Source organism: Candidatus Clostridium radicumherbarum, from assembly GCF_045310525.1.
Lineage (GTDB): Bacteria > Bacillota > Clostridia > Clostridiales > Clostridiaceae > Clostridium_AT > Clostridium_AT radicumherbarum.
This window is the reverse complement of the sequence record NZ_JBJHZY010000003.1, coordinates 109,638-135,539: the sequence shown is the minus strand read 5'-3', so window position 1 is coordinate 135,539 and position 25,902 is coordinate 109,638. Positions and strand designations below refer to the sequence as shown.

Below are 25,902 nucleotides of genomic sequence, written 5' to 3'. Positions count from 1 at the left end.
ATCTTTTTAAAGCTATATGACGTGGAATACACTGAAGAAACTGAAATTGCTGAAGGGATTTATCCTTCCCCTATTAATTCAGTGATTTCAGAATCCTTCAGTGTCTAAAATATTTAAACAGTTACAATGTCCTGTTCATGAAGGTGTTTTGTTCTCTTCTTTCGCTCTAAGCCTTCTGGTTCAAGTGCCATTTGCTGATTGTTTAAAAGACCTGCTACTCCTACCTTAGTAACCTTAGTTTCACCTCTGCATACCTCACAGTTGCAGCCTGGAGTATAATCTGAAGGCTCTTCATAGGTAGTAATAACTCCTTCAAAGTTTCTTAAAATAACCTTATCATAGCCTTGCGATATAACATAATTCGGCATTACAGGTATCTTTCCTCCACCACCAGGTGCATCTACTACAAAGGTTGGAATGCAGAAGCCTGAAGTATGACCTCTTAAACCTTCAATGATTTCGATTCCCTTAGCTACTGGTGTTCTAAAGTGAGTTAAACCTAAGGATAAATCACATTGATAGATATAATATGGTCTAACTCTTATTTTAACTAGCTCATTTACTAGTTTTTTCATAACATGCATGCAGTCATTTACTCCTCTTAAAAGCACAGATTGGTTTCCAAGTGGAATACCTGCATTAGATAGAAGCTCGCAAGCTCTCTTAGAATCTTCTGTTATTTCATTTGGATGGTTAAAGTGTGTGTTTAGCCAAATTGGGTGATATTTCTTAAGCATGTTAACTAAGTCTTCAGTTATTCTTTGCGGCATAACTACTGGAGTTCTTGAACCAAGCCTTACTATTTCCACATGAGGTATTGCTCTTAACTTTGAAATAATATATTCAAGCTTGTCATCTGAAAGTAGTAATGGGTCTCCTCCTGATATTAATACATCTCTAATAACTGGAGTCTTTGCAATATAATCAATGGCATTATCCACTTGAGTCATTGGTAGTGAGGTATCATGATGGCCTGCAAATCTTCTTCTAGTACAGTGTCTGCAGTACATGGAGCACTGATCAGTAACTAAGAGAAGAGCTCTATCTGGATACCTGTGAGTTAGTCCAGGTACTGGTGAATCTCCATCTTCATGGAGCGGGTCTACTAAATCAGCCTCTGATCTATAAGTTTCAAAAGCTGTTGGTATAGCCTGTTTTCTAATTGGATCATTCGGATCATTTACATCAATAAGTGATAAATAGTAAGGTGTTATGGCCATTCTAAAGCTTTCTAGACATTTCTTAATTCCTTCTTCCTCTTCTTCTGTTAAAGGAAGATATTTTTTAAGGTCTTCAAGAGTTTCTATTCTATTTCTAACCTGCCATTTCCAGTCATTCCACTGTTCGTCAGAAGCTTCTTTAAAAAGTTCGAACCTTCTATTCACTTTCATTTTATTTCCCCCATACCCTTATTTATTAAATATATAACTTTTCAAATATCTTTCTTAAGGTTTCACTTTCTCTAAGTTCTGCTAATGTGATTTCTGCATGGTCTTTTGTATAGCCGTTTCCAATTATCATATTAACATCCTTGCCTACCCCTTCAGCTCCAAGTGCTGCCTTTGTAAAGCTTGTTGCCATAGAGAAGAAGTAAACTGTTCCATCATCTTTTACTGGAAGAATGCAGGACATTTCAGTGTTTGGTATATTTACGCAGCTTATAGAAATATCAACTTCTTTTCCCTTGTTAGCTTCAAGTGTCTTATTTAGTACATCCACTGGCTTTTGAGCATCTCCTATAATAACCTCATGGCAAAGACCCCACTCCATTAAATCCTTAGCCTGTGCTTCTTTTCTAACTAAGCCTATAACTTTTCCTGTAGGTCCAACTCTCTTCATAGCTTCATAGCAGCAAAGCATGCCTGACTTTCCATGTGCACCTAATACTAAAACACTTTGTCCTGGTCTAACTAATTTTGCTGCCTGTGCTGGTGCTCCTGCTACGTCTAGTGCTGCTAGTGCAAGGTTTTCAGTCATATCATTTGGAAGCTTAGCATAAATTCCGCTTTCAAATAGTATAGCCTTAGCTTTAACTTCAACTCTGTCAATATCCTGCTTAATATCAATGATTTCTTCTATTTTTAATGGAGTTAAGGATAAGGAAACCAAGGAAGCTATTTTATCTCCAACCTTTAAGTCCCTGTCCTTTAAATCTTCTCCTATTTGAGCTATTGTTCCAATAAGCATTCCGCCTGAACCTGTTACAGGATTTTGCATCTTTCCTCTTTGCCCTACTATTTCTAGTATTTTAGCCTTAATCTTTTCTGCGTCTCCATTAGCTTCCTGTTCTAATTGAGTAAAGCTAGCTGAATCGATATTAAGAGCTTGAACATCTATAAGCATTTCATTGCTGTAGATTTCCATATCGTTATTTATCTTTAGCGCAGCTTGTGGCAATACTCCTTGTGGCTCCATAACTCTGTGTGTTCCAAATTTACATCCCTTTTTCATGAATAAAACCCCCGTTAAATTATAATTTTTAATTTTTAATTTTTTATTTATATTTATTTATTATTGTTATTTATTAAATCATGTTTCTTAAGCCTTCATTCTTCATTCAGTAAAAAATCATAAATGCTATTCAGTGAAGTAGCTAAACATTCATAATTTTAACTTCCTCAGGAATTATTAAAGCTGCTTCTGTAAGTGATATAACTTCATCTATGGTTGTGTCTTTATGGATTTCTCTTAGTACTAAACCTTCCTTTGTTACTTCAATAACACATAATTCAGTAACAATTAAATCCACTTCAGCCTTTGCGGTAAGAGGAAGTCTGCATTTTTTAAGTATTTTGGGTTCCCCTTTTCCTGTGTGCTGCATAGCAACTATTACTCTTTTAGCTCCTGTAACTAAATCCATGGCGCCTCCCATGCCAGGAACCATTTTGCCTGGTATTATCCAGTTTGCAAGGTTACCTTCTTCATCCACTTCTAGCGCTCCAAGAACAGTGGCATCTACATGGCCTCCTCTTATAAGTGCGAAGGAAGTTGCACTGTCGAAGAAGGCTCCATGAGGAAGAATTGTTACATATTGTCCTCCAGCATTTGTAATATCCATATCTTCATCACCAACTGCAGCAGCCGGTCCCATTCCTACCATGCCGTTTTCTGATTGAAAAGTGATATGCATGCCTTCTGGAATATAATTTGCAACCAGAGTTGGAAGTCCAATTCCTAAATTAACCAGCTGTCCATCCTTAAGTTCCTCAGCAACTCTTTTAGCGATTATTTCCTTTGCCATTTTACTATCTACCAAATTGTTCACCCCCTAATCCTTACTATATTTTCATTACCAATCTACATTATCTCGTTATACTTATTTTATATTTAACTTTTAGATTGTAATTTAAATTCCTTCAATAATGTAATCTATTAGTACCCCAGGAGTTATAACATAGTCAGGATTAAGTTCTCCCACCTTTACTAACTTTTCTGTTTCAACTACTACCTTGTCTGCTGCCATGGCTATTAATGGATTGAAGTTTCTTGTTGTTCCTTTATAGAAGGTATTTCCAAATTCATCAACTATAGTTCCTCTAATAATTGAAAGATCAGCCCTTAGTGGAAGCTCAATTAAATACTCTTTTCCTTCTATAGTTACCTTTTGCTTACCTTCCTCAACGATTGTGCCAATACCTGTAGGTGTTAAGACTCCACCTAAACCTGATCCGCCTGCTCTTATTCTTTCAACTAAGGTTCCTTGAGGTACAAGCTCCACTTCCATGAGGCCTTCATTCATAAGTCTTCCTGTTTCAGAATTTGTACCAATGTGGGAAGCTATAACTTTTTTAACCTGTCTATTTACAACAAGTCTTCCAATACCCTTATCTACAAAGCTAGTGTCATTGGCAATTATAATTAGATCTTTAATATTTGCTTCAATAAGCTTATCAATTATTTTATGCGGAGTACCGCAGCCTAAAAAGCCTCCTATCATAATTGTCATTCCATCTTTAAAAAGAGGGCTTAAATCTTCTGGTCTAACTAATTTATTCATTATTTCATCCCCAATCCCAAAATCACTCTTGCCTCTTTTGGAGTAGCTACTTCTCTACCAAGTTCCTTTGCAAGTCTTACTACCTTTTCAACTAATTCACCATTAGATTTAGCAGGCATTCCTTTGGAAATGTAAACGTTGTCCTCATAACCAACTCGAACATGTCCTCCAGAAATTATTGATACTGCTGCCATAGGAAACTCATTTTTTCCTATTCCTGATACAGTAAAGGTGCTTCCTTCTGGGATACTTCCCATCATAAAAGTAAAATCTCTTGGAGATGCACTTATACCCCCATTAACTCCTAAAACAAAATTAAAATGCATTGGGGATTTAATATATCCCTTTTTATTAAGCCTTATAGCCATATCAATCATGCCTTTATCAAATACCTCAACTTCCGGCTTAATGCCAAGAGATATCATCCTTTCACCAAAGGCTTTAATCATGTTTTCAGTATTTACAAATATGTCATCTCCGCCAAAATTACAGGTACCGCAGTCTAGGGTAGCCATCTCTGGCAGTAAATCCACTGGCTGAAGTCTTTCTTCAATACTCATTCCAACTGCACCACCAGTAGAAGGCTGAATAATAACATCTGGGCATCTTCTCTTTATTTCTTCAATGCAAAGTCTAAATCTTTCCTTATCTTGAGTTGGTGTACCGTCATCATTTCTTACATGAAGATGGATTATACTAGCTCCAGCCTTATAGGCTGCCTCAGCCTCTCTTCCTATTTCCTCCACTGTATAAGGTACACTTGGATTGTGTTCCTTGGTAACTTCTGCCCCACATATAGCTGCCGTAATAATCAACTTTTCCATAAAACTCCCCCATTAAAATATTAATAATTTTAATCTCTAACTAATTTTCTCTGCTTGTTTTTCGGAACTACACAAGTTCCGCTTGCTCTGCATACTATAATAGGTTCCTCCAATATTTCAGCTGCAGAGTCGTTAATGTGCGGTAGCGGTACTATAACCTTCCTAGCTTCGAATGTCATCTTTCTAGAAGTGTTTCCGCACTCAATAATTTCTCCTTCTGCTTCAATATAGTCTCCTGCATAAACTGGTGCCAAAAACTCTACACTGTCATAAGCTCTAAATAAACCTTCATCTCCGTCATTTCTTATTAAAAGCTCTGTGGCAACATCTCCAAATAGATTAAGCATTCTTGCTCCATCAACGAGATTTCCACCATAATGGGCATCATGGGTGCTCATTCTCATTCTAATTAAAGCTTTCATAACTAACCCCTCCATCTGTTTGTAAAATATTGTTAATTTTTAAACATAAAAAAGCACTGAAGATTTTCAGTGCTTGCCTTTAAAACCTAAGGTTTTTAAATAGTGCCATCTATGCAATGAAAATCAATCTTCCATCACATAAATAGCGCTCCATGAAATTATTCATGGCAAGGATAAAAGTGTACCTATTATCCCCAAGGGTAAGCTAAAGAACTAAAATACCCTTTCGGCAGGTAAATCCTTCATCTTTAGTTTCGAAGGTTCTTCTTCTTAACACCTAAAGATTAAACGTTTACTTGCTCCTCTATTTATGTACCTAATTATTCAATTGTTAATTTTATTATATTCCTGCGAAATTTTACTGTCAATATATATTTATTGAAAATTTTAATATTTCATTAAAAAGAAAATATTCTATTTAATGAATAAATTTATTTACCAACCTTAGTAAAATGAATAATTTCTAATATGTTACATGAAGTATATTTCAGGAGCATCTCTTCTCACTTAAATGTTACTTTCCCATTTTACATTAAATTTTTTTAAAAAAAGTACTTCCCATGATAAAAATAATTTTATATAATATATTTAATATATTTTGAAAATTCATTTAATTGACAATAAATTTGTTCAATCCTTTATCACTTTACTACGCGAAACATTATTTACTCTATATATTTATCTCTTTTGAGCTTTTATAACATTGCTTTATTCATAGTTTTCTTAAATTATTAATATAATTAAATATAATATAATAATTTACATCTACTAAGGATATTGCCTTTTATTTTCATATGATAGTCAATTGGTAGACTATTTTTATTGTTTATCGTATAATAAGCACATAATTTTATTATGGGGAATTATGTTATGTGTTGTTATAAAACAAAATATTAAGGAGGACAAGCTATGGATCTTTTTAGAAAGAAAACCGCGGACATGATGGAGGATGAAGGGGAACATTCGGGACTTAAGAAAAAATTAAAAGCCATGGACCTAGCTGCATTAGGTATAGGTTCAGTTGTCGGTACTGGAATCTTTGTTGCTACAGGTTCCGCTGCACAAGCTGCAGGTCCAGCTGTAATTATTTCATTTATTCTTGCTGCACTTGTAAGTGGTTTTTGTGCACTAACCTATTCAGAACTTGCTACTATGTTTCCAGTTGCAGGTAGTACTTATTCTTATTCTTATGTTGCATTCGGGGAATTTATTGCATGGGTTATTGGTTGGGATTTAATGCTGGAATATGTCGTTTCAGCTAGTACTGTTGCCTCAGGTTGGTCAAGTACCCTAATTGCATTACTTGCAAATTACGGAATTGCACTTCCTACATCAATAACAACTTCAACTTTAAACGGAGGTATTGCAGATGTACCTGCAATTCTTATTACTTTATTGGTAACTTGGATACTTTATATTGGTATTAAAGAAAGTGCCAATGTTAACAATATTATCGTTGGAGTTAAAATAGTAGTAATTTTACTATTTATATTCCTTGGTTCAACACATATAAACCTTGCTAACTTCCACCCATTTGCACCATTTGGCTGGAAAGGTATTATGAGCGGTGCTGCACTTATATTCTTCTCTTATATCGGCTTTGATGCAGTTTCAACTGCTGCAGAAGAAACTGTAAATCCAAAGAGAGACGTTCCATTAGGACTTGTTATATGCTTAACTGTAGTTATTATCCTTTATGTAGCTATAGCATTTGTTCTTTGTGGTATAGTTCCTTTCAAGAGTATCGATATTACAGATGCTCTGCCAGCTGCACTTAGAAGCATAGGTATTAATTGGGGCGGTGCCTTAGTTGCTACTGGTGCTATTATAGGTATGATTTCCACATTACTAGTTACACTTTACGGTCAAATTAGAATATTCATGGTTATGTCAAGAGATGGACTTCTTCCACCAGTTTTTGCTAAATTGCATACTACCCATAAAACTCCACATATTTGTACTTGGATTACTGGTTTAATATGTGCAGTATTAGCTGGAATTCTTCCATTGAATGTATTAATAGAATTATGTAATATAGGTACACTTTTCGCATTCATACTAGTTTCAGTTGGCGTTATAATATTAAGAAAGACTATGCCAAATATTGAAAGAAAGTTTAGATGTCCAGGAGTACCTTTTACACCTATAATTACTGTTCTTCTTTGTCTATACTTTATAGTAAGCTTACCTCCAGTTACCTGGCTAAGATTTATAATTTGGCTGGTTGGCGGCGCACTTCTATACTTTGTATACGGCTTTAAACACAGTACTTTAAATGATGTGAAATAGTAAATAAATAAAAAATCAGCATTTTAAAATGCTGATTTTTTTATTTATAAATATAAGTAATCCATGGTTTTATAAAAATAGTGATATATCAAAGCATACACAAATTTTTAATGCTCAATAGCTTATTTTTTATTTCTTCCCTTTATAGAAAAATGCCTTATATCCAACATATAAAGCTATTGGGGGAAGTATAAACATCCACCATGGCATCCTGTTATGTGCCCATATGGTACTTTTACTAGTGATAATATTTGCAATACTTACTGATACAAAACCAATTAATAATCCCAAAAATAAAAATTTAGATCTTAAAATTTGTTTAATCACCCTTAACACCTACTTTATAAATATAATTATATTATACCTTATCCTTATATTCTTTATATTAATTGTATCTTCAATTTATAACTATTTCAATATTTATTTGAATATTGAAAATATTCTTTAGTGCTTGACACCCTATCTTTATATTACTAATATGTAAATAATATAGTTAATATTACGAAAGAAGGTATTTTTATGAAAACTAGAGAAGAAGCATATGCACTTCTAAAAGAATTTAATAAAAGTGACAGTTTAATAAAGCATGCCCTTTCAGTGGAAGCGGTTATGGGGCATTTTGCTGAGCTTTTAGGTGAAGCTGATGCTAATAAGTGGAAAATCGTAGGTCTTCTCCATGATATAGACTATGAAATGTATCCAGAGGAGCACTGCGTTAAGGCTGGAGAAATCTTAAGAGAAAGAAACTGGCCAGAGGATTATATTCATGCAATTCAAAGCCACGGCTATGGAATATGCATTGACACAGAACCTGTAGAGAAAATGGAGAAGGTTTTATACACTATAGATGAGCTTACTGGTTTAATTACTGCTACAGCACTTATGCGCCCAAGTAAAAGCATTTTGGATATGGAACTTAAATCAGTTAAGAAAAAATGGAAGCAGAAGAGTTTTGCTGCCGGTGTAAATAGAGAGCTTATAGAAGAAGGAGCTAAAAATCTTGAGTTAGACCTTGATTATATAATGGAGGAAACCATTAAGGCAATGCAAGGTGTTGCAGAAGAAATTGATCTAAAAGGAACAATATAATTAATGGAACAATTCACCAATTTTGCTCATATATTATATAAAGCAATATTTTTGGTGTAGGAATGGTAAAAAAAAATAAAAATAATTATAATAAATATTCAGATATAAACCTTTTTGACTGCAAGCTGCTTGGGAAAGGCCATAATGGAGCTGTTTATTTACTTCCTGACAATAAGGTTATTAAAGTATGCTTTGTTATGAAGGACTTTATAAGTGAATCCTCCATTTTAAAAAAGGTAAATGGAAATAAGTATTTCCCTCGTTTATATGAGGTAGGTGGCAACTATATGATAAGAGATTATGTTGATGGAATGCCTCTAAAAAATTACATAAAGAAAAATGGCCTAAATGAAAAACTTACACGTGATATAATAGAAATGCTTAAGGAATTTGAGAGACTTAAATTTACTAAGATAGATGTAAGATGTAAGGATGTCTTTATAACTTCTGATAACAGGCCTATTATGATAGATCCTCAAAAATTTTATACTAAAGAACGAAATTTCCCAAGGCACCTTTCAAAGGGACTTTTTAAGTTAGGTGTCTTAGACCTATTTATGGAAGTTTTAAAAAAAGAGGAACCTAGACTATATAAAAAATGGGCACATAAAATTATGCATTACATTACCACTTTAGATAATTTTAGGGGCTGAAACAACAGCCCCTAAAGTTTTGCTTAATTATTCTTTAAATGATTAATTATGTTTACAATATCCAAACATAATTCAGGATCCTTTAAAAGCTTAGCTTTATCATATTCTATATCATTCTCTTGAAGAAGCTTCACAGCCTTTTTATATAAAAGCAGGTTTTTTATATCTATTACATTTTCCATTATCTCACCTAATTTAATCATTTGTATCATGATATGAATAATGTAACATCTTTGTGATTAATACATTATACCCAGATTCTTTAGCTTATAAGTACTCTCTTATTTATAAAAGCAGTTCTCTTATTAGACTTTATTTATTAAGAATAAGAAGGCTTCCTGGTTTGTTAATTAAGCTTATATAAAAGCTTTTCCTTAGCTATGAAATCAGGTTCTACCTTTCCCTTAATATAAACTTCTAAACAATGCTTCTTAAGCTCCTCCCTTGTAAATATCCTATCAATATCTTCAATAAAGCCATAGATTAAAGAGTTAACCTCAAGGTCTTCGCTGATACTTTCAAGTACATCCTCTTTTCCTTCTCCAAGTTTTTTAAAATCACTCCTAAGCTTTGACTTATTATCAGGAATTTCTAGCGGTCTTTCTTCTGCGTAGGCTCCCCTTATACAATAGGGAGTATAATAAATATAGTTGTAGGTTCCTTGCCTTGCCCGTATATTTAAATAGAAACTTCCATCTATTTGCAGTATACCTCCATAGGCCTTAGCAAGTGAATAATATTGAAGAAGTTTGTCTACATTCATGTCTATTTCCTCAAATCCAATATATTTTTCATCTAAATGAAGGGGATAAGCCTCTGAAGCTAAAAGCTTTACGTAATGCTTTTTATAATTTTTTATGTCTGGCAAATAGCTTGCACAAGCACCCATGGTAATATGAATAACGTCTATTGCATATGGATTTGATGTTTCAACATATCTTGCCTGCCTGGAAAGTTCTCCTGTTTGATTTTTTATCCAGCTGTCTAATGCCATAGGAGGCTTATTTGTTCCTTCTTCCTTAATAGAACCCACATAATAACATTCTGTCCAGGATACCTCTGGATTTTTTACAGCCGACCAAAAAGGTTTAGCAAGCTTTGTTGTAGCATCTAATTCCTCTTTTAAATAATCCTCTATGCTTAATTTTTCCTTTACTGCATTTCTCTCCATAAGATTTATTATATTAATGTTTCCTTTAATCTTTTCAAATTCCATATTACAAATTGCAATTATACCTTCTAAAGCTTCATTAATAATCTTAAATACATCCTTTTCCATGAAAATATTTTGTATTCTGTTAGTTAAATTTGCTAAGAACTTTTCTGAATAAAATTCCTCATAAAACTCCACATTAACCATTTCCCTGGAAATAATGCTTCCCCCATACTTTTTTTCAAGCTGATTTTTTAAGGCTCTAAGCCTATACAAAATTTCACCTTTCTTACTTCTAATAGAGCTTATTAGCTCTTGAAATTTATTTATTAATAAAGCCTTTTGCTTAATATACATGTCATATCTTTCCTTGTAAATATCAAAGATAAGTTTGTTTTGTTCCTGTTCTATATATTTATTAAACTTTCCGCATAGTTCACTTCCTATAGTAACTTTTTCTCTCCTTAAAAAGCCTTTAGTATTTTTTAACTTTTGAATTTCTCCCTTTATTTTTTCCTTATCTATTGACGTAGTTACAAGCCCTTCAGTATACTCATTGTACATTTTAGTTTCTACTTTATTAAACACTTCAATAATAAAGTTAATGCCCTGCCCTACAAGCTTTTCATCTATATAACCCATTAATAAAGTATTTAACTCATTTCTTAAATTTGTTTTATTTTGATTCCATAGAGCTTTTCTTTCCTTGGCAAAGCGCTGAGCCTTATCTAAATTGCTTAAGCTCCCTTCCTTTAATTCAAAAGCAGTTGCACTGCTATTTATTTTTAAGTTAAAAGAAAAATCAACTATAGTCTCATTAATACCTAAAGTTTCATTAATATTACTAATAAAGCTTTCAGCTTCATTATCTATAATACTATCTGAGTTACCCATACCCTTTTCTAAAGTATCCATAATATCCTTTGCAAACCTTAAGGAACAGTAGCTTTTTAGTTTATCTATAGGAAGTTCCATGGTAGAGGTGGAAAAGGTACTGAAATTTCTATCTTTCTTTAAAACAGGATCCTTATCCTTGCATATAAAATTCGAATAATCTGCTCTAAGCTGTGAACCTAGCTTACTTCCAACCTCTTGAAATAGCTGCAAGGAACATAACTCATAAATATCTTCAATATTAGTGAGAACTCCTCCAAGTTCGTTTTTATTTTCTATTAAATAACAAACATCTAAAAGCCTTCTCTCTAGTCTTATTTCAGTCATATTATTATACTTAAATAAATATTTTTCATCCTTAGGATTTGTTATTGAGGACATATAAAATTCCAGCTCTTTAAGTGCAGCATAGCAGTTTGCCTTACTTCTATTTTGGGCATCTATATCTGAGGAGAGCTTGTCATCGTAACAGCTTTCTAAGGTAAAAAGGCCAATTAAATTTGTGTTATCCCTATTAAATATTTTAGAAAGCATTACTGCTACGTCTAAAAATACTCCACAGCCAGTTCCCCCAGCAAGAGAACCCACTATATATACCTTTTGTCTGTCTATATTTTCTAAAAAGGCACTTCCATAATCAGTTAGAATTTTATGTATGTCCATTAAATCGTTTTTAGCATTAGTAAGTACATCATAGGTAAGCTTTGCATTTTTACAAAGATAAAGCCTGCCTATAGGCCTCATAAGACCAGCTCCCTGGTCAATAGCTGTAAAAAAATCTGCAGTTAATTTTGGATTTTTGGGTAGCCAATTAAAGTTAAGGTTGTTATAAGCCCAATCTAAAGTATTTTTTATGCCGTCACCAAATTTTAATTGACATTTCTCATTGTTCTCTATGCTGTCATCCATAAAGGATTTTAAATCTGTATCAATTAACAGGTATCTTATAGGCAGTTTTTCATTATTGTATCTCTTTTTAAAAAGCTCCTTTACTCTTTTGATTACTTGATGACCAGTTCCGCCAAGGCCAATTATTAGCGTAGGTAAAACATCCTTTGGTACCTGCATATTATGCCTCCTTAATTATTTTTCAAAGCAAAATTTATATATTCAGAGAGTTTCGCATCTAATAATGTGCTTAGGTATATATAGTTATTTCATCCTTTTTAGTTTTAATAATAATCCTTATATTTCCTTCAAGTAAAAGAGAACTGTTTACTTCTTCCTCCTCCTTATATACTTGCTGCTCCATACTTGGATAATATTCTATATTAAAAGCCTTATCTTTTAATGCAAGATATTTAATCCCCTGGGAGATCTTACTGCCTTTTGGAAAATCAAGCAGGAAATAACCTATTCCATTATCTTCTTCATCTTCTACCTCAATGGTATTGCCCTTTAGATTCAAATACTTTATATTTTTTGTTGGAGTTAGGGTTACAGTTAAGAAGCAGCTTATGCTCTTTGATTTTAATTTATAAGTTAATTCCTTTGTAATACTGTAGCTTAGAAACCTTTTGTACTGAATTTTTCCAAATGCAATAGTTAATAAATCCAAGACTGATAATATAAGAATTATAAAAATTGGAGTTTTAAATTTTTCAAAATAATATTCCTTCATTGTTAAAGGCCTATTTACTACCGTAACCTTAGAATATGGCAGAAAATATGAAAAGCTATCATTATTAAAAACCCCATTAATGCAGGTAGTTATGCTTACTTCTTGAAGTTTATGTAAAGTCACCTCAGCAGTCAAATAGTTATCCACAGTTTTTAAAGGGAATTTCTCATACTTATCCCCATAATCCACTATGATTTCCCCTAAGGGGTTAATAACTTTATCCTGATTTAATTGTTTAAGTGCTATTTTATAGGGCTTATTAATAATCATTTCCTTTGGTATTTCATCTTTGTAATAAAAAGGCGGGTCATCTGTAACACTGATTTTTAAATTGTTTACTGCTATAATTCTTCCCTGCCCATCATAAGCTGTTACTAATATTTCATATCCACCGCTTTTAGTTTTACTAAAGGTAAAACTAAAGCCCTTGCTGTCCTTCTCTATTGCTTCTCTAATGGCTCCCTCAACCTTATCCATATGAAGTCCCACTATATCTTTATCTACTGCTAAACTAAGGTTTAAATTTAAAGGTACTCCCTTTGGAATACTATAACTTTTATCTGCTGGGCTAATATTTAGCTCTGTCTTGCTCTTAATTTGCACTATTACTAAATATTTGCCGCTGTCCCTATTAGAAATATTTAGGATACTATTCTCCTCATTTTTAATGCTGTAAATTTTATAGCCGTCTCCTAATTTACTTGCAGACAGCACCTTGTCGCCTTTTATTATGTCTACAAGCGGAGTTTTATTCTCTAGAGAGGCTATTTTAACATTTACCTCTTGAACATAACTGCTTAATTTAATTTCACTAGGTACCTTATCACTTATTTCATATTCCTTTATAGTGAAGAAATTATTTATGCTTCCTAATAATTTACTATATACATTAATTAGCTGAGAAGGACTACTTGAATAGAAAAATTCTCCTTCTGTTTTATAGGCTATATTCTGCAGGGCAGCTTTATCAGCACCATTAGATAAAGCAATACAATTTATCTTTATTCCCTCAGAATGTGCCTTCTCAATTAATGAAGCAAACTCCTCTATATGCTCCTTTGTTATTCCATCCCTTAGATCTTCCTTTCCATCTGAAAATAAAATAATACCCTTATTCCCCTGTACCTTATTAAGCTGCAATAACGACTCTTTAATTCCTTCCTTAAGGTCTGTGTAGCTATTATCAAATTTTATATTTGTAAGTTCCCCTTTTAGCTTTTCTTTTGAAGGTTTACTTTCTAAGTTAAATTCGGATTTTGCCTTATCTCCAAAGGTGACAATGTTTATAATAGTGTTATCATCAGAACTATCTATAAGCATGGAAGCAGCTACTATGGAAAGTCTTTTAGGATCAGTTTCTTTCATGCTTCCCGAAACATCCATAAGCAAAATAATATTATTTTGAACTTCTGCAGCTTTTATAACTTTTATATTAATAAACTCTATAGCTAAGGTTATGAAAAAAAGAAGGCTTATGGCTTTTATAAATTTTTTCATGCCTCTCTCCTTTTACTTATATAAAATCATAATATTTATCTCTATAATATATTTAAACTTACCTAGTTTTTAGAACAAAAAGCAAAGGAAGGCTCCCATTACCTTTTTAGTAATAGAAACCTTCCTTTATTGTTAAAAAATATAAGCAATAAGCCAGTGAAACGTCCCTTTAGGATACTAGCCCTTTAGTCTAAAGGTATGCAGTTTCTCCATGTAAACTTGTGTCCAAGCCCTCAATTTCTGCTTCTTCACTAACTCTTACTGGTTCAAAAACATTTAATATCTTTAATATTAAATAGGTTACTAAAAATGAATAACCAGCTGTAAATATTACCGCAAGTACCTGTACTCCAAACTGATGAAGATCACCTGCGATTAAGCCTTTCACTCCATTTACAGAGGCTTCAGCAAATACTCCTACAAGTATTGAGCCTAAAATGCCTCCTACTCCATGAACTCCCCATACATCGAGAGCATCATCCCATTCCAATTTTATTCTTACTTGAACAGCCAAATAGCAAACTACTGCTGATAAAATTCCTATAATAACAGCAGCCCAAGGTCGTACATAACCTGCTGCAGGAGTTATAGTAGCGAGGCCTGCCACTGATCCTGTAAGAGCTCCTACCAATGTAGGTTTTTTCTCTACCTTCCAAGATATAATCAGCCAGGTAACCATTGCTATAGAGCCTGCAATGTCGGTATTAATAAATGCTGTTGCAGCTACACCATTTGCAGCTAGTGCGCTGCCGCCATTAAAGCCAAACCATCCAAACCATAATAGACCTGTGCCTAGGGCAACGAAGGCAATATTGTGGGGTGCAGTATTTTCTCCAGGAAGTATCTTTCTTTTTCCAACGAAAAATACAGAAGCAAGCGCTGCTATTCCTGCACTTACATGAACTACTATTCCTCCCGCAAAGTCCACAACTCCAAGTTTTTGAAGGAAGCCTCCCCCCCATATCCAATGGGCTAGTGGAATGTAAATTAAAATACTCCAAATTACAAGAAACTTAAGATAGCTCTTAAAATTAACTCTATCTGCAAAGGCTCCTGTTATAAGTGCAGGAGTAATTATTGCAAACATCTCCTGATAAGTAAAAAATGTTAAGAATGGTATTGTAGGTCCATAGGTTGGATTTGGAGCCATACCAACACCTTGAAGTCCAAAATATTTTAAACTTCCTATAATTCCATGTATATCTGGTCCAAAAGCTAAACTAAAACCTCCAAATATCCATATTAAAGTTACAATTCCCATGGATATAAAGCTCTGCATCATTATTGTCAAAACATTTTTCTTTCTTACAAGACCTCCGTAGAAAAATGCAAGCCCTGGTGTCATTAGGCAGACAAGTGCTGCGCTAATTAAAACAAATGCTGTATCACCGCTGTTAATGTGTGGCATAAACCTTTCCTCCTGTTTTCCTTTTTTGTACTAAACAATTACTAATTGTTTAGCTCCTTATATTTAACTTTATCCCAACTATTATTGATTAGGGATTTGAATTATTATTGCAATTTTATATTCAGCAATTATTGTGCCAAAAGAAAAGGTTTACAATATATGTTAACAGAGGATTATTCTAGCTTGATTATATTCACATTCTTAAAACTATCCGTCATTTTTATATAAATTTAAATGAAAATCAATGAAAAATAGACATAATATTGATTTTAATTATTCATTATATATATTTTATGAATATAAAAAGTGGGACAAAATTGCACAATAGTGTCAACTTTGTCCCAGTATAACCTTTGTTTTAAATATTATATTTTAAAATTTTTCTATGAAGGGATCTTCTGCTTATACCCAGTATCTCTGAAGCCTTTGTCCTGTTCCCGCTGCTTTCCTTAAGGGCTTTTAAAATTACTTCCTTCTCTGTATCATCTAAGGCTTCTTCAAGCTTTGAAATCTCCTCATCAGCTTCTTTAAGTTCCTGAAAGCGAGAAATATTTAATGGCAAATCCTCTACCCCTATAGTAGACTTTGGTGTAATAACTACACATCTTTCAATTATATTTTGAAGTTCCCTAATATTCCCCGGCCAATTATACGCCATTAGCTTAGATAAAGCCTCTTCACTTATGCTCTTTGGAGCTTTTCCCGAAATATCCGAGGACTTGTTTAAAAAGCTTAAGGCAAGCATAGGTATATCTTCTTTTCTTTCCCTTAATGGAGGCATATTAATTGGCACCACATTCAGTCTATAATATAAGTCTTCTCTAAAGCTTCCTTCCTTAACCAATTCCTCTAAATTCTTATTTGTAGCTGCTATTATTCTAACATCCACTTTAATGGTCTTAGTTCCTCCAAGCCTCTCAAATTCTTTCTCCTGAAGTATTCTTAATAGCTTAACCTGAACTCCAAGTGTAATATCACCAATTTCATCTAAAAATATAGATCCGCCAGAAGCTAATTCAAACTTTCCTGGTTTTCTTAAAACTGCTCCTGTAAATGCCCCTTTCTCATAGCCAAACAGCTCACTTTCAAGCAGGTTTTCAGGTATTGCTGCACAATTAACTTTAACAAAAGGCATGTGGCTTCTTGAGCTGTAATTATGCAGGGTTTCAGCAGCCAGCTCCTTACCAGTTCCAGTTTCCCCATAGAGCATTACAGTTGCTCTTGTATCAGCAATCTGTTTTATCATATCTATAACTTTAAGCATCGCAGCACTTTTACTCTCAAGTTTATTTTTAGTTTTTTTTATATCCTTTTGAAGGGCCTGACTTCTTATTAGAACCTCATCCTTATCAGAGGTTAAATTACGAAGTGCTTCTATTACTTCTTCTATATCAAAGGGTTTTGTAATATAATCCTTTGCACCCATTCTTAAGGCTTCAATGGCTGTATCTACAGTAGCAAAGGCAGTAATCAAAATCACCTTTATAAAGGGGGCCACCCTTCCTATATTTTTTAAAAGTTCTATTCCACTCATACCTGGCATTTTTATGTCAGATATAACTATATCAATATCAAAATTGTCTATTATATAAAGAGCCTCTTCCCCATTATGTGCCATATGGGTCTCATAACCTTCTTTAACTAAAACTTTATTTAAGAGCCTTGTAACATTTTCTTCATCATCTACAATTAATATTGAATAATTCTTCATTACTGCACCGTCCTATTAATTATCCTCCGGAAGTTTTATTATAAACTTACTTCCCTTCTCCGGTATACTTTCTACCTCAATTATTCCCCTGTGATTATCTACTATTCTGGAACATATGGCAAGCCCAAGTCCTATACCTTTATCTTTGGTAGTAAAATAGGGTTCAAATATTTTTTTCACATTTTCATGAGATATTCCTTGCCCAGTATCGCTTATCTCTATTTCAACCATAGATAATATTTTGTTATTAAAAGTAGATATAGTAAGTTCTCCCCCCTGAGGCATTGATTGCACCCCATTGATTGCTATATTTAATATGACCTGCTTCATTTGCTCAAAATCAGCATTTATAAGAGGAATTTCTCCAAAATTAATATTTAGTTTTATATTATCAAAGGTGTTATCCCTTTTAATTAAGGTGATTACTTCTTTAACAATATCATTTATATCACATTTTTCAAGTTTAAGCTCATTAGGTCTAGCAAAGGCTAAAAATCTATCAATAATATTGTTTAATCTATCTACTTCTGAGCTTATTACAGCCATGTCTGAATATAGCTCGCTATCCTTATTCATTTCAGACATAATATACTGAGCATAGCCCTTTATAGATGTAAGAGGGTTTCTTATTTCATGTGCCATTCCAGCAGAAAGTGCTCCAAGTGCCTCAAGACTTTTAGCTCTTGTTACGCTTTCCTCCAGCTTTTCTAACATTTTATTAAAAGACTCTGCTAGACTCCCTATTTCATCTCTGCTTTGGATATTAATATTCTGCCCCATATCACCCTCAGCAATATTTTTAGTTTCCTTTACTAAATTTTTAATTGGCATTGCTATTTTTCTTGAAAGTATAGCTACCAGCACAAAAACTATTGCCACAGATATCATAAGAACTATAACCGTATAGGTTCTAAGCCTATAGGCAACTTCATAGGCTTCACTTACTGGCTCTTCCACTACCACATACCAATTGTTTTTTTGTGTATCGTATTTATTTATACCATAAAGAGCAGAAAAATATTGAACATTATTATGAGTGGTATAAAAGGAAGCATATTTACTATTATTAAGGGTTTTAATAACCTCCATACTGTTAAATGGATGGTTAATATAGTTACCATTACTGTCAACTAAAAAAGCATAGCCTTTCTCACCTAGACGCACATTGCTTATTATATCTAATATAGCATTAAAGTTCATTCTCTCAACTACCGCTCCCTTTATCTTACCTTTGTCATCCAATATAGGAGCGGCATAATAAACCCCATAGGATTTTGTATCCTGAAAATAGGTAAAATCTGAAACAAAGCTCTTTCCCTTCAAAACCTCTCCTAAAAAACCTTCATAGCCATTATCAGCTTTCAAGTTTCCTGAATAAGCCAAAACCTTTCCTTCTAAATTTGTTACTAAAATATAGTCATAAGCCTTATAGGCATTTCTTACACTATCTAAATAGCTATTCATTAGACTATCGCTTATTTCTTTATTTTTAAGCAGCGGTGAATTCACCATTACCTGTATATCTCCATACCTTTCAAACATATATCTCTCAATCTTATTTGAGGTTTCCTCTGCTAAGGTTATAAATTCTTTTTCCTTAGAAAGGTTTATTGCATCTTTTGTGCTTTTAAAGAACAAGAACCCTACTGTAACAAAGAGAACAGTAGAGAGGATAATAAAAAACATCATAATTTTAATTTGAATAGAATTTTTTCCTAAGTTCATGATAAATCCTCAAATTCATTTATTTGTTCATATTTTACCACATTTAATATATTTAATATAAGCTTTATAAAAATAAAGATGACTGCAAGGCAATCATCTTTACTTTATAGATTAGCAAGGTATAAACATATTTTATTATTAATTTAATTTTGTTTTAATGCTTGTCCAATAATCTGCATTTTCAAGTCCAAGTCTCCAAATGGCAATACCACCTAAATTGTTATTATTCACTATATCTAATTTATAGGCAATGCTTGTACTATTTTCAAACCAAACACTATGGTAAACAGAGGAGCTATCAGTATAATTGAAATAATTAGTATCAGAAACTGGATCCCAATTAATTTGTGCTCCATAGCTTGCTGCTAAATTATACATGGAATCTACTCCATAAGCTTTAGCAGGAGCTCCATTGGAAGGCCAATCATATCCATAGGCAGCAATTCCTAACAATATTTTTTCACTTGGAATATTGTTTACTGCGTAATTTACTACACTTTGTACCCAGCCTTCTGATGCAATTGGTCCTGGTGCTCCACCAGCATAGTGCTCATCATAGGTCATAATTACTACTTCATCAGAATTATTAGCAAGCTCTGCATAATCATAAGCCCCCGCCCAGCCATCAGTTAGACTTTCAATTGTTTTTGCGGGTACTGCAATAGTTACCTTATAGCCTTGTGGGTGAAGAGCAGAATAAAGTTCTCTCATAAAGGTTGTTAAATAAACCCTATCAGATGAATATATACCCTCAAGATCTATATTAACTCCTTTAAAATTATTTACACGAATTGCATTAGAAATATTATTAATTAAATTTGCTCTATTAGCTGAACTTTCTAAAAGAGTTTTTGCAATACTTCCATCAAAGTCATTAGCCACCATAGCATATGCATCTATATTCTTACTATTTGCATAGTTAATTTGATCTACTGGTAAAAGTCCTGTTAAATTTCCAGTTCCATCAGTATTATAGGTATCTGTAGCAATTTGATTAATTATATCAGAATGTGCTGTTATTGAGTTATAGGAAGAGCTGTCTCCAGGATAATAATAGGTTGCATAGCCTAAAATTACTTTAGAGGAAGGCTCACGCAATAAGGCATTAACAATAAGGTCAGAAACAACTGCGGTTCCACCAAGTACCTTTAAGGATGAAATATTATAATACTCTGATTTAATAAAATTATTTGTATTATAATCTGTACCATCAGTTAAAACTAAAGAGGAAGAGGTTAAAGCCGCTGCAGCTGATCCAGTTAGTGCATCTGCAAAGTCATTTCCTGTACTTATATAAACCTTATTAAAGTTTATAGCACTTGAGAACTCCTTAATTACAGCCAAATTTGTCTCATATCTGTTAACTCCAGCTAGTCTCTTATATGAGCCTAACGAAGCTGCTACAGTGTCACTAATTACACCACTGCCACCTATTACATATTTTTCTCCGCTGCTATTTAACGCAAGGTTCTTTATATTTGAAGCTATTGTATTAGAATTTGTTAATAGTATTGGCATTTGCTTTGCGGCAGCTATGGGCGCAATTGACAAGGCATCAGGAAAATTTTCTCCTGAAGCTATAGCCACACCATTACTTGTCCCAATTATCTGAGCTACTTTAGCACTGGTTTCATACCTATCCTGCCCTTGTATTCTTGTACATTGAATATTCAGTCCATTAAGAACACTTTCAGCAGCTGAAGATATGACTCCAGTACCACCAACTATAAATACGTTCTTGGCACCAAGTCTTTGAATTTCTGCTACAACATTAGTAGGAATTGCAGCATTTTGGGTTAATAAAATAGGTGCATCATATTTCTTAGCTAAAGGTGCGGCACATAGAGCATCTGGGAAATCTTCCCCGGAAGCAATAACTACGTAATCTGAGCTTTGCCAAGAATCTTGTGAAACCTTTATTGCTGTCTCATACCTATCCGTTCCTGAAAGTCTAGCAGCGATTGGTGCAGCAAAGGCCTTATATGGAACAAGCTGTGCTGCAATGCACAGTGCCATAACGGCTAATATGATTTTTCTTTTTACCATTCATGTCCTCCTATCATAACATTTAATAAAATCCATTAAATAATACCAAGGAATTATACGTATATTATCATATTTTTTAGGGACAAAATCATCATGAAATATATCCCAACAAGGTTATTAGCCTGCAGAATAGAGCCTTTAATTTAAATAAATGATGCTAATCTTATAATTTATTTTTTTAATAAGGTAACAAAGCCTATTACTAAAAATATAATATTACTGTAGGTAATTTTTTTTGGAGGGTTTTTAATGTATTATAGTTTTCCAGAAGAGGATATCAATGATGAATTAGATATCAATGCAGATCAAGACCGCCGCAGAACAAGCGACCATCACCATCATATGGGTTGTAACATGCCAATGCCTTATATGATGGAACCAATGCATATGTGCCCATATATGTACATGTGCCCTATGATGTATAACGTAAGCCCAATGATGATGGAAAATAATCAGATGCCAATGGACCATGAAATGGAATCTGATATGAGCGAATACTCTGATGATGATATGATGTCAAGACAACGTCGTCCATATCACTACATGCATCCATACTATCATCCTTATTTCCCAATGTATCCAATGCACCCAATGCACCCACAGCATCCAATGCACCCAATGCATCCAATTCACCCAATGCACCCAATGCACCCAATGCATCCACAGCATCCAATGCACCCAATGCATCCAATGCCTCATCATATGGGAAGGGATGAAGTAGAATAAAATAATGGCAGCCATATGACTTATTATAAAAGTCTTATGGCTGCCACTATCTTTTTAACTTTTATCCTCCTGAGTGGCTTCTTCCACCTTTTCTAAATAATCTGTCTGATTTACAATATTATTTTCAAACTGCTTTATTGCATTTTTTGTGAAATTTCCTAAAGCTTTTGCATTAACTCCACTTAAATCATTGAAATCATCTTTTTTACTCAAGCTGCTTCACCACCTAGTTTCTTAAGTTACTTAGATATAATATGTGATAATAAAGTGGATTTATTCACTAAAAGTCTTTTTTATATAATCTTATTAAATATTATATATGCTATTATATTTATTCTAATTTTAATTATTCAGTCTGAGGAACATAATCCAAACTTTGAAAAAAGTATACAAAATATGCCTATATATGTTAGTATTTAAATTAATGTATATATGGTGGTGATTTCATGAATAAGAAAGTTATTCTAATAATGTCAGTAATATTAATATCAGTTTTACTTATGGTGTATTTTAATGAAACTAATCTGCATTCAACTCCGGTTATCCAAAATAATTATCCTATTAAGCAAAACTTACAAAGTAATCTTCAAAATGATAATTTAAAGATTACCTATAAAGATGGTGTAGATGCTGCAAGCTATGCTTTTTCAGGTATGCAATTTTATTTAGATAAAAAAGCTCAATTACCAACTCAAGCTTATAACTATTCAACAAAAAGTAGTGAGCCGTTTATTGATTTCATTAGTGGACTCTCAACTATATCTGCATATATGGCAACTGGAGATGTTAAATACCTTGAAACTGCAAAAAAAACAGCGGATTTCTTATCAAAGGTTTTACCGGCAAACAATATAGTACCTGTATTCTCTACCAAGGATGAAAAAGTAGTTGATAATTCATCTATTATGGCAGGTACAAATGGACAAGCTACTATCCTAGAATTCATTTCATATTTAGCTAAATATGATTCTACCTATAAACCATTAATGAATAGAATAGCAAGCGGTTTATTAAATAATTGTATAAATCCATCTAATAATTTAGCATGGTTCCAAATAAATACTTCTACAGGAAAACCAATAATGTCAGATACTTTTGGCTATGAAAGCCAATTAGGAAGCCAAAGTGTCAGTTGTGCTCAAGCATTACTAACGGCATATGAGACTGATTCTACGAAACAAATTTATAAAAATGAAGCGTTAAATATTTTGAAATCTATATGGAGGGTTAGAAATAAATCAACCAATCTGATAAGTGAAACCTATGATGTTATGAATAACAAGGTTGGGAAAAAACTATATCCCTATGATAACTTTAGATACGATGATATGGGTGGAGCTTATATCAGAGGATTAAGTATGGCTTATTTAATTACAGGTGATAAAGATATTAGTCAAATTGCCCAAACTTATATACCAGCTATGATAAATGCAGTATGGGATAGCAGTATTGATGGTGGAGCATTTAGATATTTAACTACAAAAGATGGACAAGCAAATGTAAGTTCAATAGAAACAATGCATGGACTTTTTATTGCAACATTATTGCAAGCAAATAGTATTTTTTATAATAATCAAAATGAAAATATTATAAATAAATGTACATTAAATGCAGAACACACTATTATTAATAATTTTTCAGTAAAAAATAATATGAATCCCCATATGGTGGATAAAAATGGTAACTATGCAAATAAAGCAAGTGACTCTCAATTAGGGTATTCTATAATTCAATACCCTCTAGGGTATGAATTATTATCACAAGTTACCCAAGATAGTAAATATCGACTTAAAAGTAATACAATAGTAAAGACATTATTGCAAAGGCATAAAATAGGCGATAATATAGATTCCCCCCAGGGTTTCTTAAATATAGTTGAAACGCAACCTCCCTATGGATTCGAAATGAACTACTCAGCACCACTTTGGATGAATCAAGCAATGTATATACCTTCTTTTTTATTGTTCAATAGTATTCATCCCAGCAAAGGCGTAAACATAGAATGGTATCATGGGAATGTTCCAGGAGTTTTTGGCTTAGCATGTGATATGCCGTTTTGGGACAATGATGCTGTAAGTGTATCAGATAATAAAATAATATTAAGTAATGTAACAGGTGAAGGAACTATTGATTTTAGTGATGTAGGTTATGATCTTACAGATGTCTTAATTGACGGCAAAGAATATAAAGATAGTTTATCAAATAATATTTTAAAAACTAAATCTGGTTCACATAAGTATGAAATTGTCTTACAAAAATAAATGATGTATTCTCATGGAATGCACCTTTTTGAGACATGAAGCTTTATAAAAAATTCAGTATAGTAATAAAAAGCTCCCTAATTATAGAGAGCTTTCTTCTACTGTATTTTTTGTGATAGTAGTTTAAATTTATTTATAAATATTATAATTTATCTAATAAGACTGTGATTTTGTACTTGGAATTCCTAGTATGTCTTGGACTGGTACAAAACTATAGCCCTGTTTTTCAAGTAAATTTATTATTTCAGGAAGCGCTTTAACAGTATTCGATAAATCCTGGTTTTTTCCACCAGCGCAGTGCTGAAGAATTATTCCACCTGGATAAACTTCTTTGCTTACAAATTTCATTATCTCTGGAGCCGGAGTTTTAGCCCAATCTCTAGTATCCACTGACCAATCTATTATACTGTACCCCATCGAAGATATCTCTTTAACTTGCTGAGGTGCAAGTGCCCCATAGGGAGGCCTGAACATGGCAGTCCGTACACCAGTAATTTTATAGAGCTCTTCTTCAGTTTTATTTACTTCTTCCTGCATCTTATCAGCTTGAATTTTAGTCATTAGAGGATGATCCCAAGTATGGTTCCCTATTGAATGACCTTCAGCAAAAATACGTTGTACTATCTCAGGATGAGCTTGGGCTCGTATACCTACTATGAAGAAAGTTGCTTTAATATTATACTTTTTTAGAATATCAAGAATTTGTGGTGTATAATAAGCATCAGGTCCGTCATCAAAAGTCAATGCTATTTGTTTTAACTTTCTATTTTTAGAATTATAAAAAACCTGTGATGCTGCTTGCGTATGTTCTGGAGGACTAGGTATTACCTCAGGTCCACCTTTTAAATCTGGAATACTTTTATCAACCTTAGGATTAATAAGCTTCAAATCACCCTTTTCTGATACTTGAGGCTTATAGTTGTTTTTAACTTCCTTAGTCCTACCTAAAAGTTGTCCTGTAATAAATACACCAATGATAAGAATAAAAGCAACAATTAATGCAATAGATTTTGAAGATAATTTCATAGCCAATACCTCATTTCTAAATGTATTTAAGTACATAACACCTAAATTATATAATATTATGCTTAGAGGTAATCATAGAGAACTGTATGTCACTTTTATTATATAATAACTAAGATAAATTAATCAAAAGGTAAATAATTGCACCTAATTAAATCAATCCTTATATATTATGCATATCAAAACAAAAAAAATGAGCCTCTGCTCCTTTTTTATCTAGCATACTCATTATAAATGAAGATATTTATTTTCTTGTCAAGCTCAACACTTAAATCTAATAATTCTAAATCGTTGGTAATTATATCTTTAGCTGAAATCATTATATTTAGTTTAGCTCTTAAATCTTCAATTTCACTATTTATAGTCATTATAATTCACCTAATTTCTCAGTATATAATTTAATAACAATTTTATTTTATCTGCTTAATTAGCATAATTCAATATATATTAAGAGAATTTAACATTATTATAATTAATTCCCATAAATTAAAAATGGCTTATTTTCTCAAAGAAATATCATCCTAATATGCCTTAAAAATATTATTTCTTGGTCATTGGTAATA

At 32.9% G+C, this 25,902-nt stretch carries 21 protein-coding genes and 1 riboswitch; of the genes, 5 read left to right on the top strand and 16 right to left on the bottom strand.

Going from position 1 to position 25,902, the window contains the following annotated elements; all coding sequences use genetic code 11:
* Positions 1–113: 113 nt before the first annotated feature.
* From kamA to kal, 6 genes are all read right to left on the bottom strand, one after another.
* Positions 114–1,391 carry a lysine 2,3-aminomutase gene (kamA, locus tag ACJDUH_RS14425; RefSeq protein WP_406765911.1) on the bottom strand — a complete coding sequence of 426 codons (1,278 nt, stop codon included), beginning with the start codon at positions 1,389–1,391 and terminating at the stop codon, positions 114–116.
* Positions 1,392–1,416: 25 nt separating this feature from the next.
* Positions 1,417–2,451 carry an L-erythro-3,5-diaminohexanoate dehydrogenase gene (gene kdd / locus ACJDUH_RS14420; RefSeq protein WP_406765910.1) on the bottom strand — a complete coding sequence of 345 codons (1,035 nt, stop codon included), beginning with the start codon at positions 2,449–2,451 and terminating at the stop codon, positions 1,417–1,419.
* Positions 2,452–2,593: 142 nt separating this feature from the next.
* Positions 2,594–3,241, bottom strand: coding sequence for a 3-oxoacid CoA-transferase subunit B (locus tag ACJDUH_RS14415; RefSeq protein ID WP_406766201.1), 648 nt, complete (start codon positions 3,239–3,241; stop codon positions 2,594–2,596).
* Between the two features lie 105 nt (positions 3,242–3,346).
* Positions 3,347–3,997, bottom strand: a complete 651-nt coding sequence (gene atoD / locus ACJDUH_RS14410; protein ID WP_406765909.1) for an acetate CoA-transferase subunit alpha — start codon at positions 3,995–3,997, stop codon at positions 3,347–3,349.
* Positions 3,997–4,821, bottom strand: a complete 825-nt coding sequence (gene kce, locus ACJDUH_RS14405) for a 3-keto-5-aminohexanoate cleavage enzyme (protein ID WP_406765908.1) — start codon at positions 4,819–4,821, stop codon at positions 3,997–3,999. Before kce ends, atoD begins: the two co-directional genes overlap by 1 nt.
* Before the next feature lie 29 nt (positions 4,822–4,850).
* Complete coding sequence (gene kal, locus ACJDUH_RS14400; protein ID WP_406765907.1) at positions 4,851–5,243, bottom strand: 3-aminobutyryl-CoA ammonia lyase; 393 nt, start codon at positions 5,241–5,243, stop codon at positions 4,851–4,853.
* A gap of 135 nt (positions 5,244–5,378) precedes the next feature.
* A riboswitch (Lysine riboswitch) is annotated at positions 5,379–5,558 on the bottom strand.
* Between the two features lie 594 nt (positions 5,559–6,152).
* Between kal and ACJDUH_RS14395 the strand changes: the two genes are divergently transcribed.
* From ACJDUH_RS14395 to ACJDUH_RS14385, 3 genes are all read left to right on the top strand, one after another.
* Positions 6,153–7,532 (top strand): amino acid permease, encoded by a 1,380-nt coding sequence (locus ACJDUH_RS14395; protein WP_406765906.1) that lies wholly within the window; start codon positions 6,153–6,155, stop codon positions 7,530–7,532.
* 519 nt (positions 7,533–8,051) lie between these two features.
* The gene (locus tag ACJDUH_RS14390) at positions 8,052–8,621 is read left to right on the top strand and encodes an HDIG domain-containing metalloprotein (protein ID WP_406765905.1); all 570 of its coding nucleotides are present in this window, start codon (positions 8,052–8,054) and stop codon (positions 8,619–8,621) included.
* Between the two features lie 62 nt (positions 8,622–8,683).
* Positions 8,684–9,274 (top strand): protein kinase, encoded by a 591-nt coding sequence (locus ACJDUH_RS14385; protein ID WP_406765904.1) that lies wholly within the window; start codon positions 8,684–8,686, stop codon positions 9,272–9,274.
* Positions 9,275–9,297: 23 nt separating this feature from the next.
* On the opposite strand, the gene ACJDUH_RS14380 is transcribed toward ACJDUH_RS14385, so the two are convergent.
* From ACJDUH_RS14380 to ACJDUH_RS14350, 7 genes are all read right to left on the bottom strand, one after another.
* Positions 9,298–9,477 (bottom strand): hypothetical protein, encoded by a 180-nt coding sequence (locus tag ACJDUH_RS14380; protein WP_406765903.1) that lies wholly within the window; start codon positions 9,475–9,477, stop codon positions 9,298–9,300.
* 143 nt (positions 9,478–9,620) lie between these two features.
* Complete coding sequence (locus ACJDUH_RS14375) at positions 9,621–12,389, bottom strand: tubulin-like doman-containing protein (protein ID WP_406765902.1); 2,769 nt, start codon at positions 12,387–12,389, stop codon at positions 9,621–9,623.
* A 70-nt stretch (positions 12,390–12,459) separates the two neighbouring features.
* A complete protein-coding gene (locus ACJDUH_RS14370) occupies positions 12,460–14,439 on the bottom strand; it encodes a VWA domain-containing protein (protein WP_406765901.1) in 1,980 nt (659 codons plus the stop codon).
* Between the two features lie 190 nt (positions 14,440–14,629).
* A complete protein-coding gene (locus tag ACJDUH_RS14365; RefSeq protein WP_406765900.1) occupies positions 14,630–15,847 on the bottom strand; it encodes an ammonium transporter in 1,218 nt (405 codons plus the stop codon).
* 358 nt (positions 15,848–16,205) lie between these two features.
* A complete protein-coding gene (locus ACJDUH_RS14360) occupies positions 16,206–17,558 on the bottom strand; it encodes a sigma-54-dependent transcriptional regulator (RefSeq protein WP_406765899.1) in 1,353 nt (450 codons plus the stop codon).
* A 15-nt stretch (positions 17,559–17,573) separates the two neighbouring features.
* A complete protein-coding gene (locus tag ACJDUH_RS14355; RefSeq protein ID WP_406765898.1) occupies positions 17,574–19,283 on the bottom strand; it encodes a cache domain-containing protein in 1,710 nt (569 codons plus the stop codon).
* Between the two features lie 138 nt (positions 19,284–19,421).
* Positions 19,422–21,329 carry a cell wall-binding repeat-containing protein gene (locus tag ACJDUH_RS14350; protein ID WP_406765897.1) on the bottom strand — a complete coding sequence of 636 codons (1,908 nt, stop codon included), beginning with the start codon at positions 21,327–21,329 and terminating at the stop codon, positions 19,422–19,424.
* A 249-nt stretch (positions 21,330–21,578) separates the two neighbouring features.
* On the opposite strand from ACJDUH_RS14350, the gene ACJDUH_RS14345 reads away from it, so the two are divergent.
* Positions 21,579–22,055 carry a hypothetical protein gene (locus ACJDUH_RS14345; protein WP_406765896.1) on the top strand — a complete coding sequence of 159 codons (477 nt, stop codon included), beginning with the start codon at positions 21,579–21,581 and terminating at the stop codon, positions 22,053–22,055.
* A gap of 54 nt (positions 22,056–22,109) precedes the next feature.
* On the opposite strand, the gene ACJDUH_RS14340 is transcribed toward ACJDUH_RS14345, so the two are convergent.
* Complete coding sequence (locus tag ACJDUH_RS14340; RefSeq protein WP_406765895.1) at positions 22,110–22,268, bottom strand: hypothetical protein; 159 nt, start codon at positions 22,266–22,268, stop codon at positions 22,110–22,112.
* Positions 22,269–22,501: 233 nt separating this feature from the next.
* Here ACJDUH_RS14340 and ACJDUH_RS14335 point away from each other — a divergent pair, with 233 nt between their 5' ends.
* The gene (locus ACJDUH_RS14335) at positions 22,502–24,316 is read left to right on the top strand and encodes a hypothetical protein (RefSeq protein WP_406765894.1); all 1,815 of its coding nucleotides are present in this window, start codon (positions 22,502–22,504) and stop codon (positions 24,314–24,316) included.
* Positions 24,317–24,469: 153 nt separating this feature from the next.
* Here the strand turns inward: ACJDUH_RS14335 and ACJDUH_RS14330 are convergent, their stop codons facing one another.
* On the bottom strand, positions 24,470–25,342 hold the full coding sequence (locus ACJDUH_RS14330; protein WP_406765893.1) for a polysaccharide deacetylase family protein: 873 nt from the start codon (positions 25,340–25,342) through the stop codon (positions 24,470–24,472).
* Between the two features lie 209 nt (positions 25,343–25,551).
* Positions 25,552–25,707 (bottom strand): aspartyl-phosphate phosphatase Spo0E family protein, encoded by a 156-nt coding sequence (locus ACJDUH_RS14325; protein ID WP_406765892.1) that lies wholly within the window; start codon positions 25,705–25,707, stop codon positions 25,552–25,554.
* Between the last annotated feature and the right edge of the window lie 195 nt (positions 25,708–25,902).

Excerpts from the sequence above, each read along its gene's own strand:
- kamA (WP_406765911.1), bottom strand. The coding sequence starts at position 1,391 with ATGAAAGTGAATAGAAGGTTCGAACTTTTTAAAGAAGCTTCTGACGAA.
- kdd (WP_406765910.1), bottom strand. The coding sequence starts at position 2,451 with ATGAAAAAGGGATGTAAATTTGGAACACACAGAGTTATGGAGCCACAA.
- ACJDUH_RS14415 (WP_406766201.1), bottom strand. The coding sequence starts at position 3,241 with ATGGCAAAGGAAATAATCGCTAAAAGAGTTGCTGAGGAACTTAAGGAT.
- atoD (WP_406765909.1), bottom strand. The coding sequence starts at position 3,997 with ATGAATAAATTAGTTAGACCAGAAGATTTAAGCCCTCTTTTTAAAGAT.
- kce (WP_406765908.1), bottom strand. The coding sequence starts at position 4,821 with ATGGAAAAGTTGATTATTACGGCAGCTATATGTGGGGCAGAAGTTACC.
- kal (WP_406765907.1), bottom strand. The coding sequence starts at position 5,243 with ATGAAAGCTTTAATTAGAATGAGAATGAGCACCCATGATGCCCATTAT.
- ACJDUH_RS14395 (WP_406765906.1), top strand. The coding sequence starts at position 6,153 with ATGGATCTTTTTAGAAAGAAAACCGCGGACATGATGGAGGATGAAGGG.
- ACJDUH_RS14390 (WP_406765905.1), top strand. The coding sequence starts at position 8,052 with ATGAAAACTAGAGAAGAAGCATATGCACTTCTAAAAGAATTTAATAAA.
- ACJDUH_RS14385 (WP_406765904.1), top strand. The coding sequence starts at position 8,684 with ATGGTAAAAAAAAATAAAAATAATTATAATAAATATTCAGATATAAAC.
- ACJDUH_RS14380 (WP_406765903.1), bottom strand. The coding sequence starts at position 9,477 with ATGATTAAATTAGGTGAGATAATGGAAAATGTAATAGATATAAAAAAC.
- ACJDUH_RS14375 (WP_406765902.1), bottom strand. The coding sequence starts at position 12,389 with ATGCAGGTACCAAAGGATGTTTTACCTACGCTAATAATTGGCCTTGGC.
- ACJDUH_RS14370 (WP_406765901.1), bottom strand. The coding sequence starts at position 14,439 with ATGAAAAAATTTATAAAAGCCATAAGCCTTCTTTTTTTCATAACCTTA.
- ACJDUH_RS14365 (WP_406765900.1), bottom strand. The coding sequence starts at position 15,847 with ATGCCACACATTAACAGCGGTGATACAGCATTTGTTTTAATTAGCGCA.
- ACJDUH_RS14360 (WP_406765899.1), bottom strand. The coding sequence starts at position 17,558 with ATGAAGAATTATTCAATATTAATTGTAGATGATGAAGAAAATGTTACA.
- ACJDUH_RS14355 (WP_406765898.1), bottom strand. The coding sequence starts at position 19,283 with ATGAACTTAGGAAAAAATTCTATTCAAATTAAAATTATGATGTTTTTT.
- ACJDUH_RS14350 (WP_406765897.1), bottom strand. The coding sequence starts at position 21,329 with ATGGTAAAAAGAAAAATCATATTAGCCGTTATGGCACTGTGCATTGCA.
- ACJDUH_RS14345 (WP_406765896.1), top strand. The coding sequence starts at position 21,579 with ATGTATTATAGTTTTCCAGAAGAGGATATCAATGATGAATTAGATATC.
- ACJDUH_RS14335 (WP_406765894.1), top strand. The coding sequence starts at position 22,502 with ATGAATAAGAAAGTTATTCTAATAATGTCAGTAATATTAATATCAGTT.
- ACJDUH_RS14330 (WP_406765893.1), bottom strand. The coding sequence starts at position 25,342 with ATGAAATTATCTTCAAAATCTATTGCATTAATTGTTGCTTTTATTCTT.
- ACJDUH_RS14325 (WP_406765892.1), bottom strand. The coding sequence starts at position 25,707 with ATGACTATAAATAGTGAAATTGAAGATTTAAGAGCTAAACTAAATATA.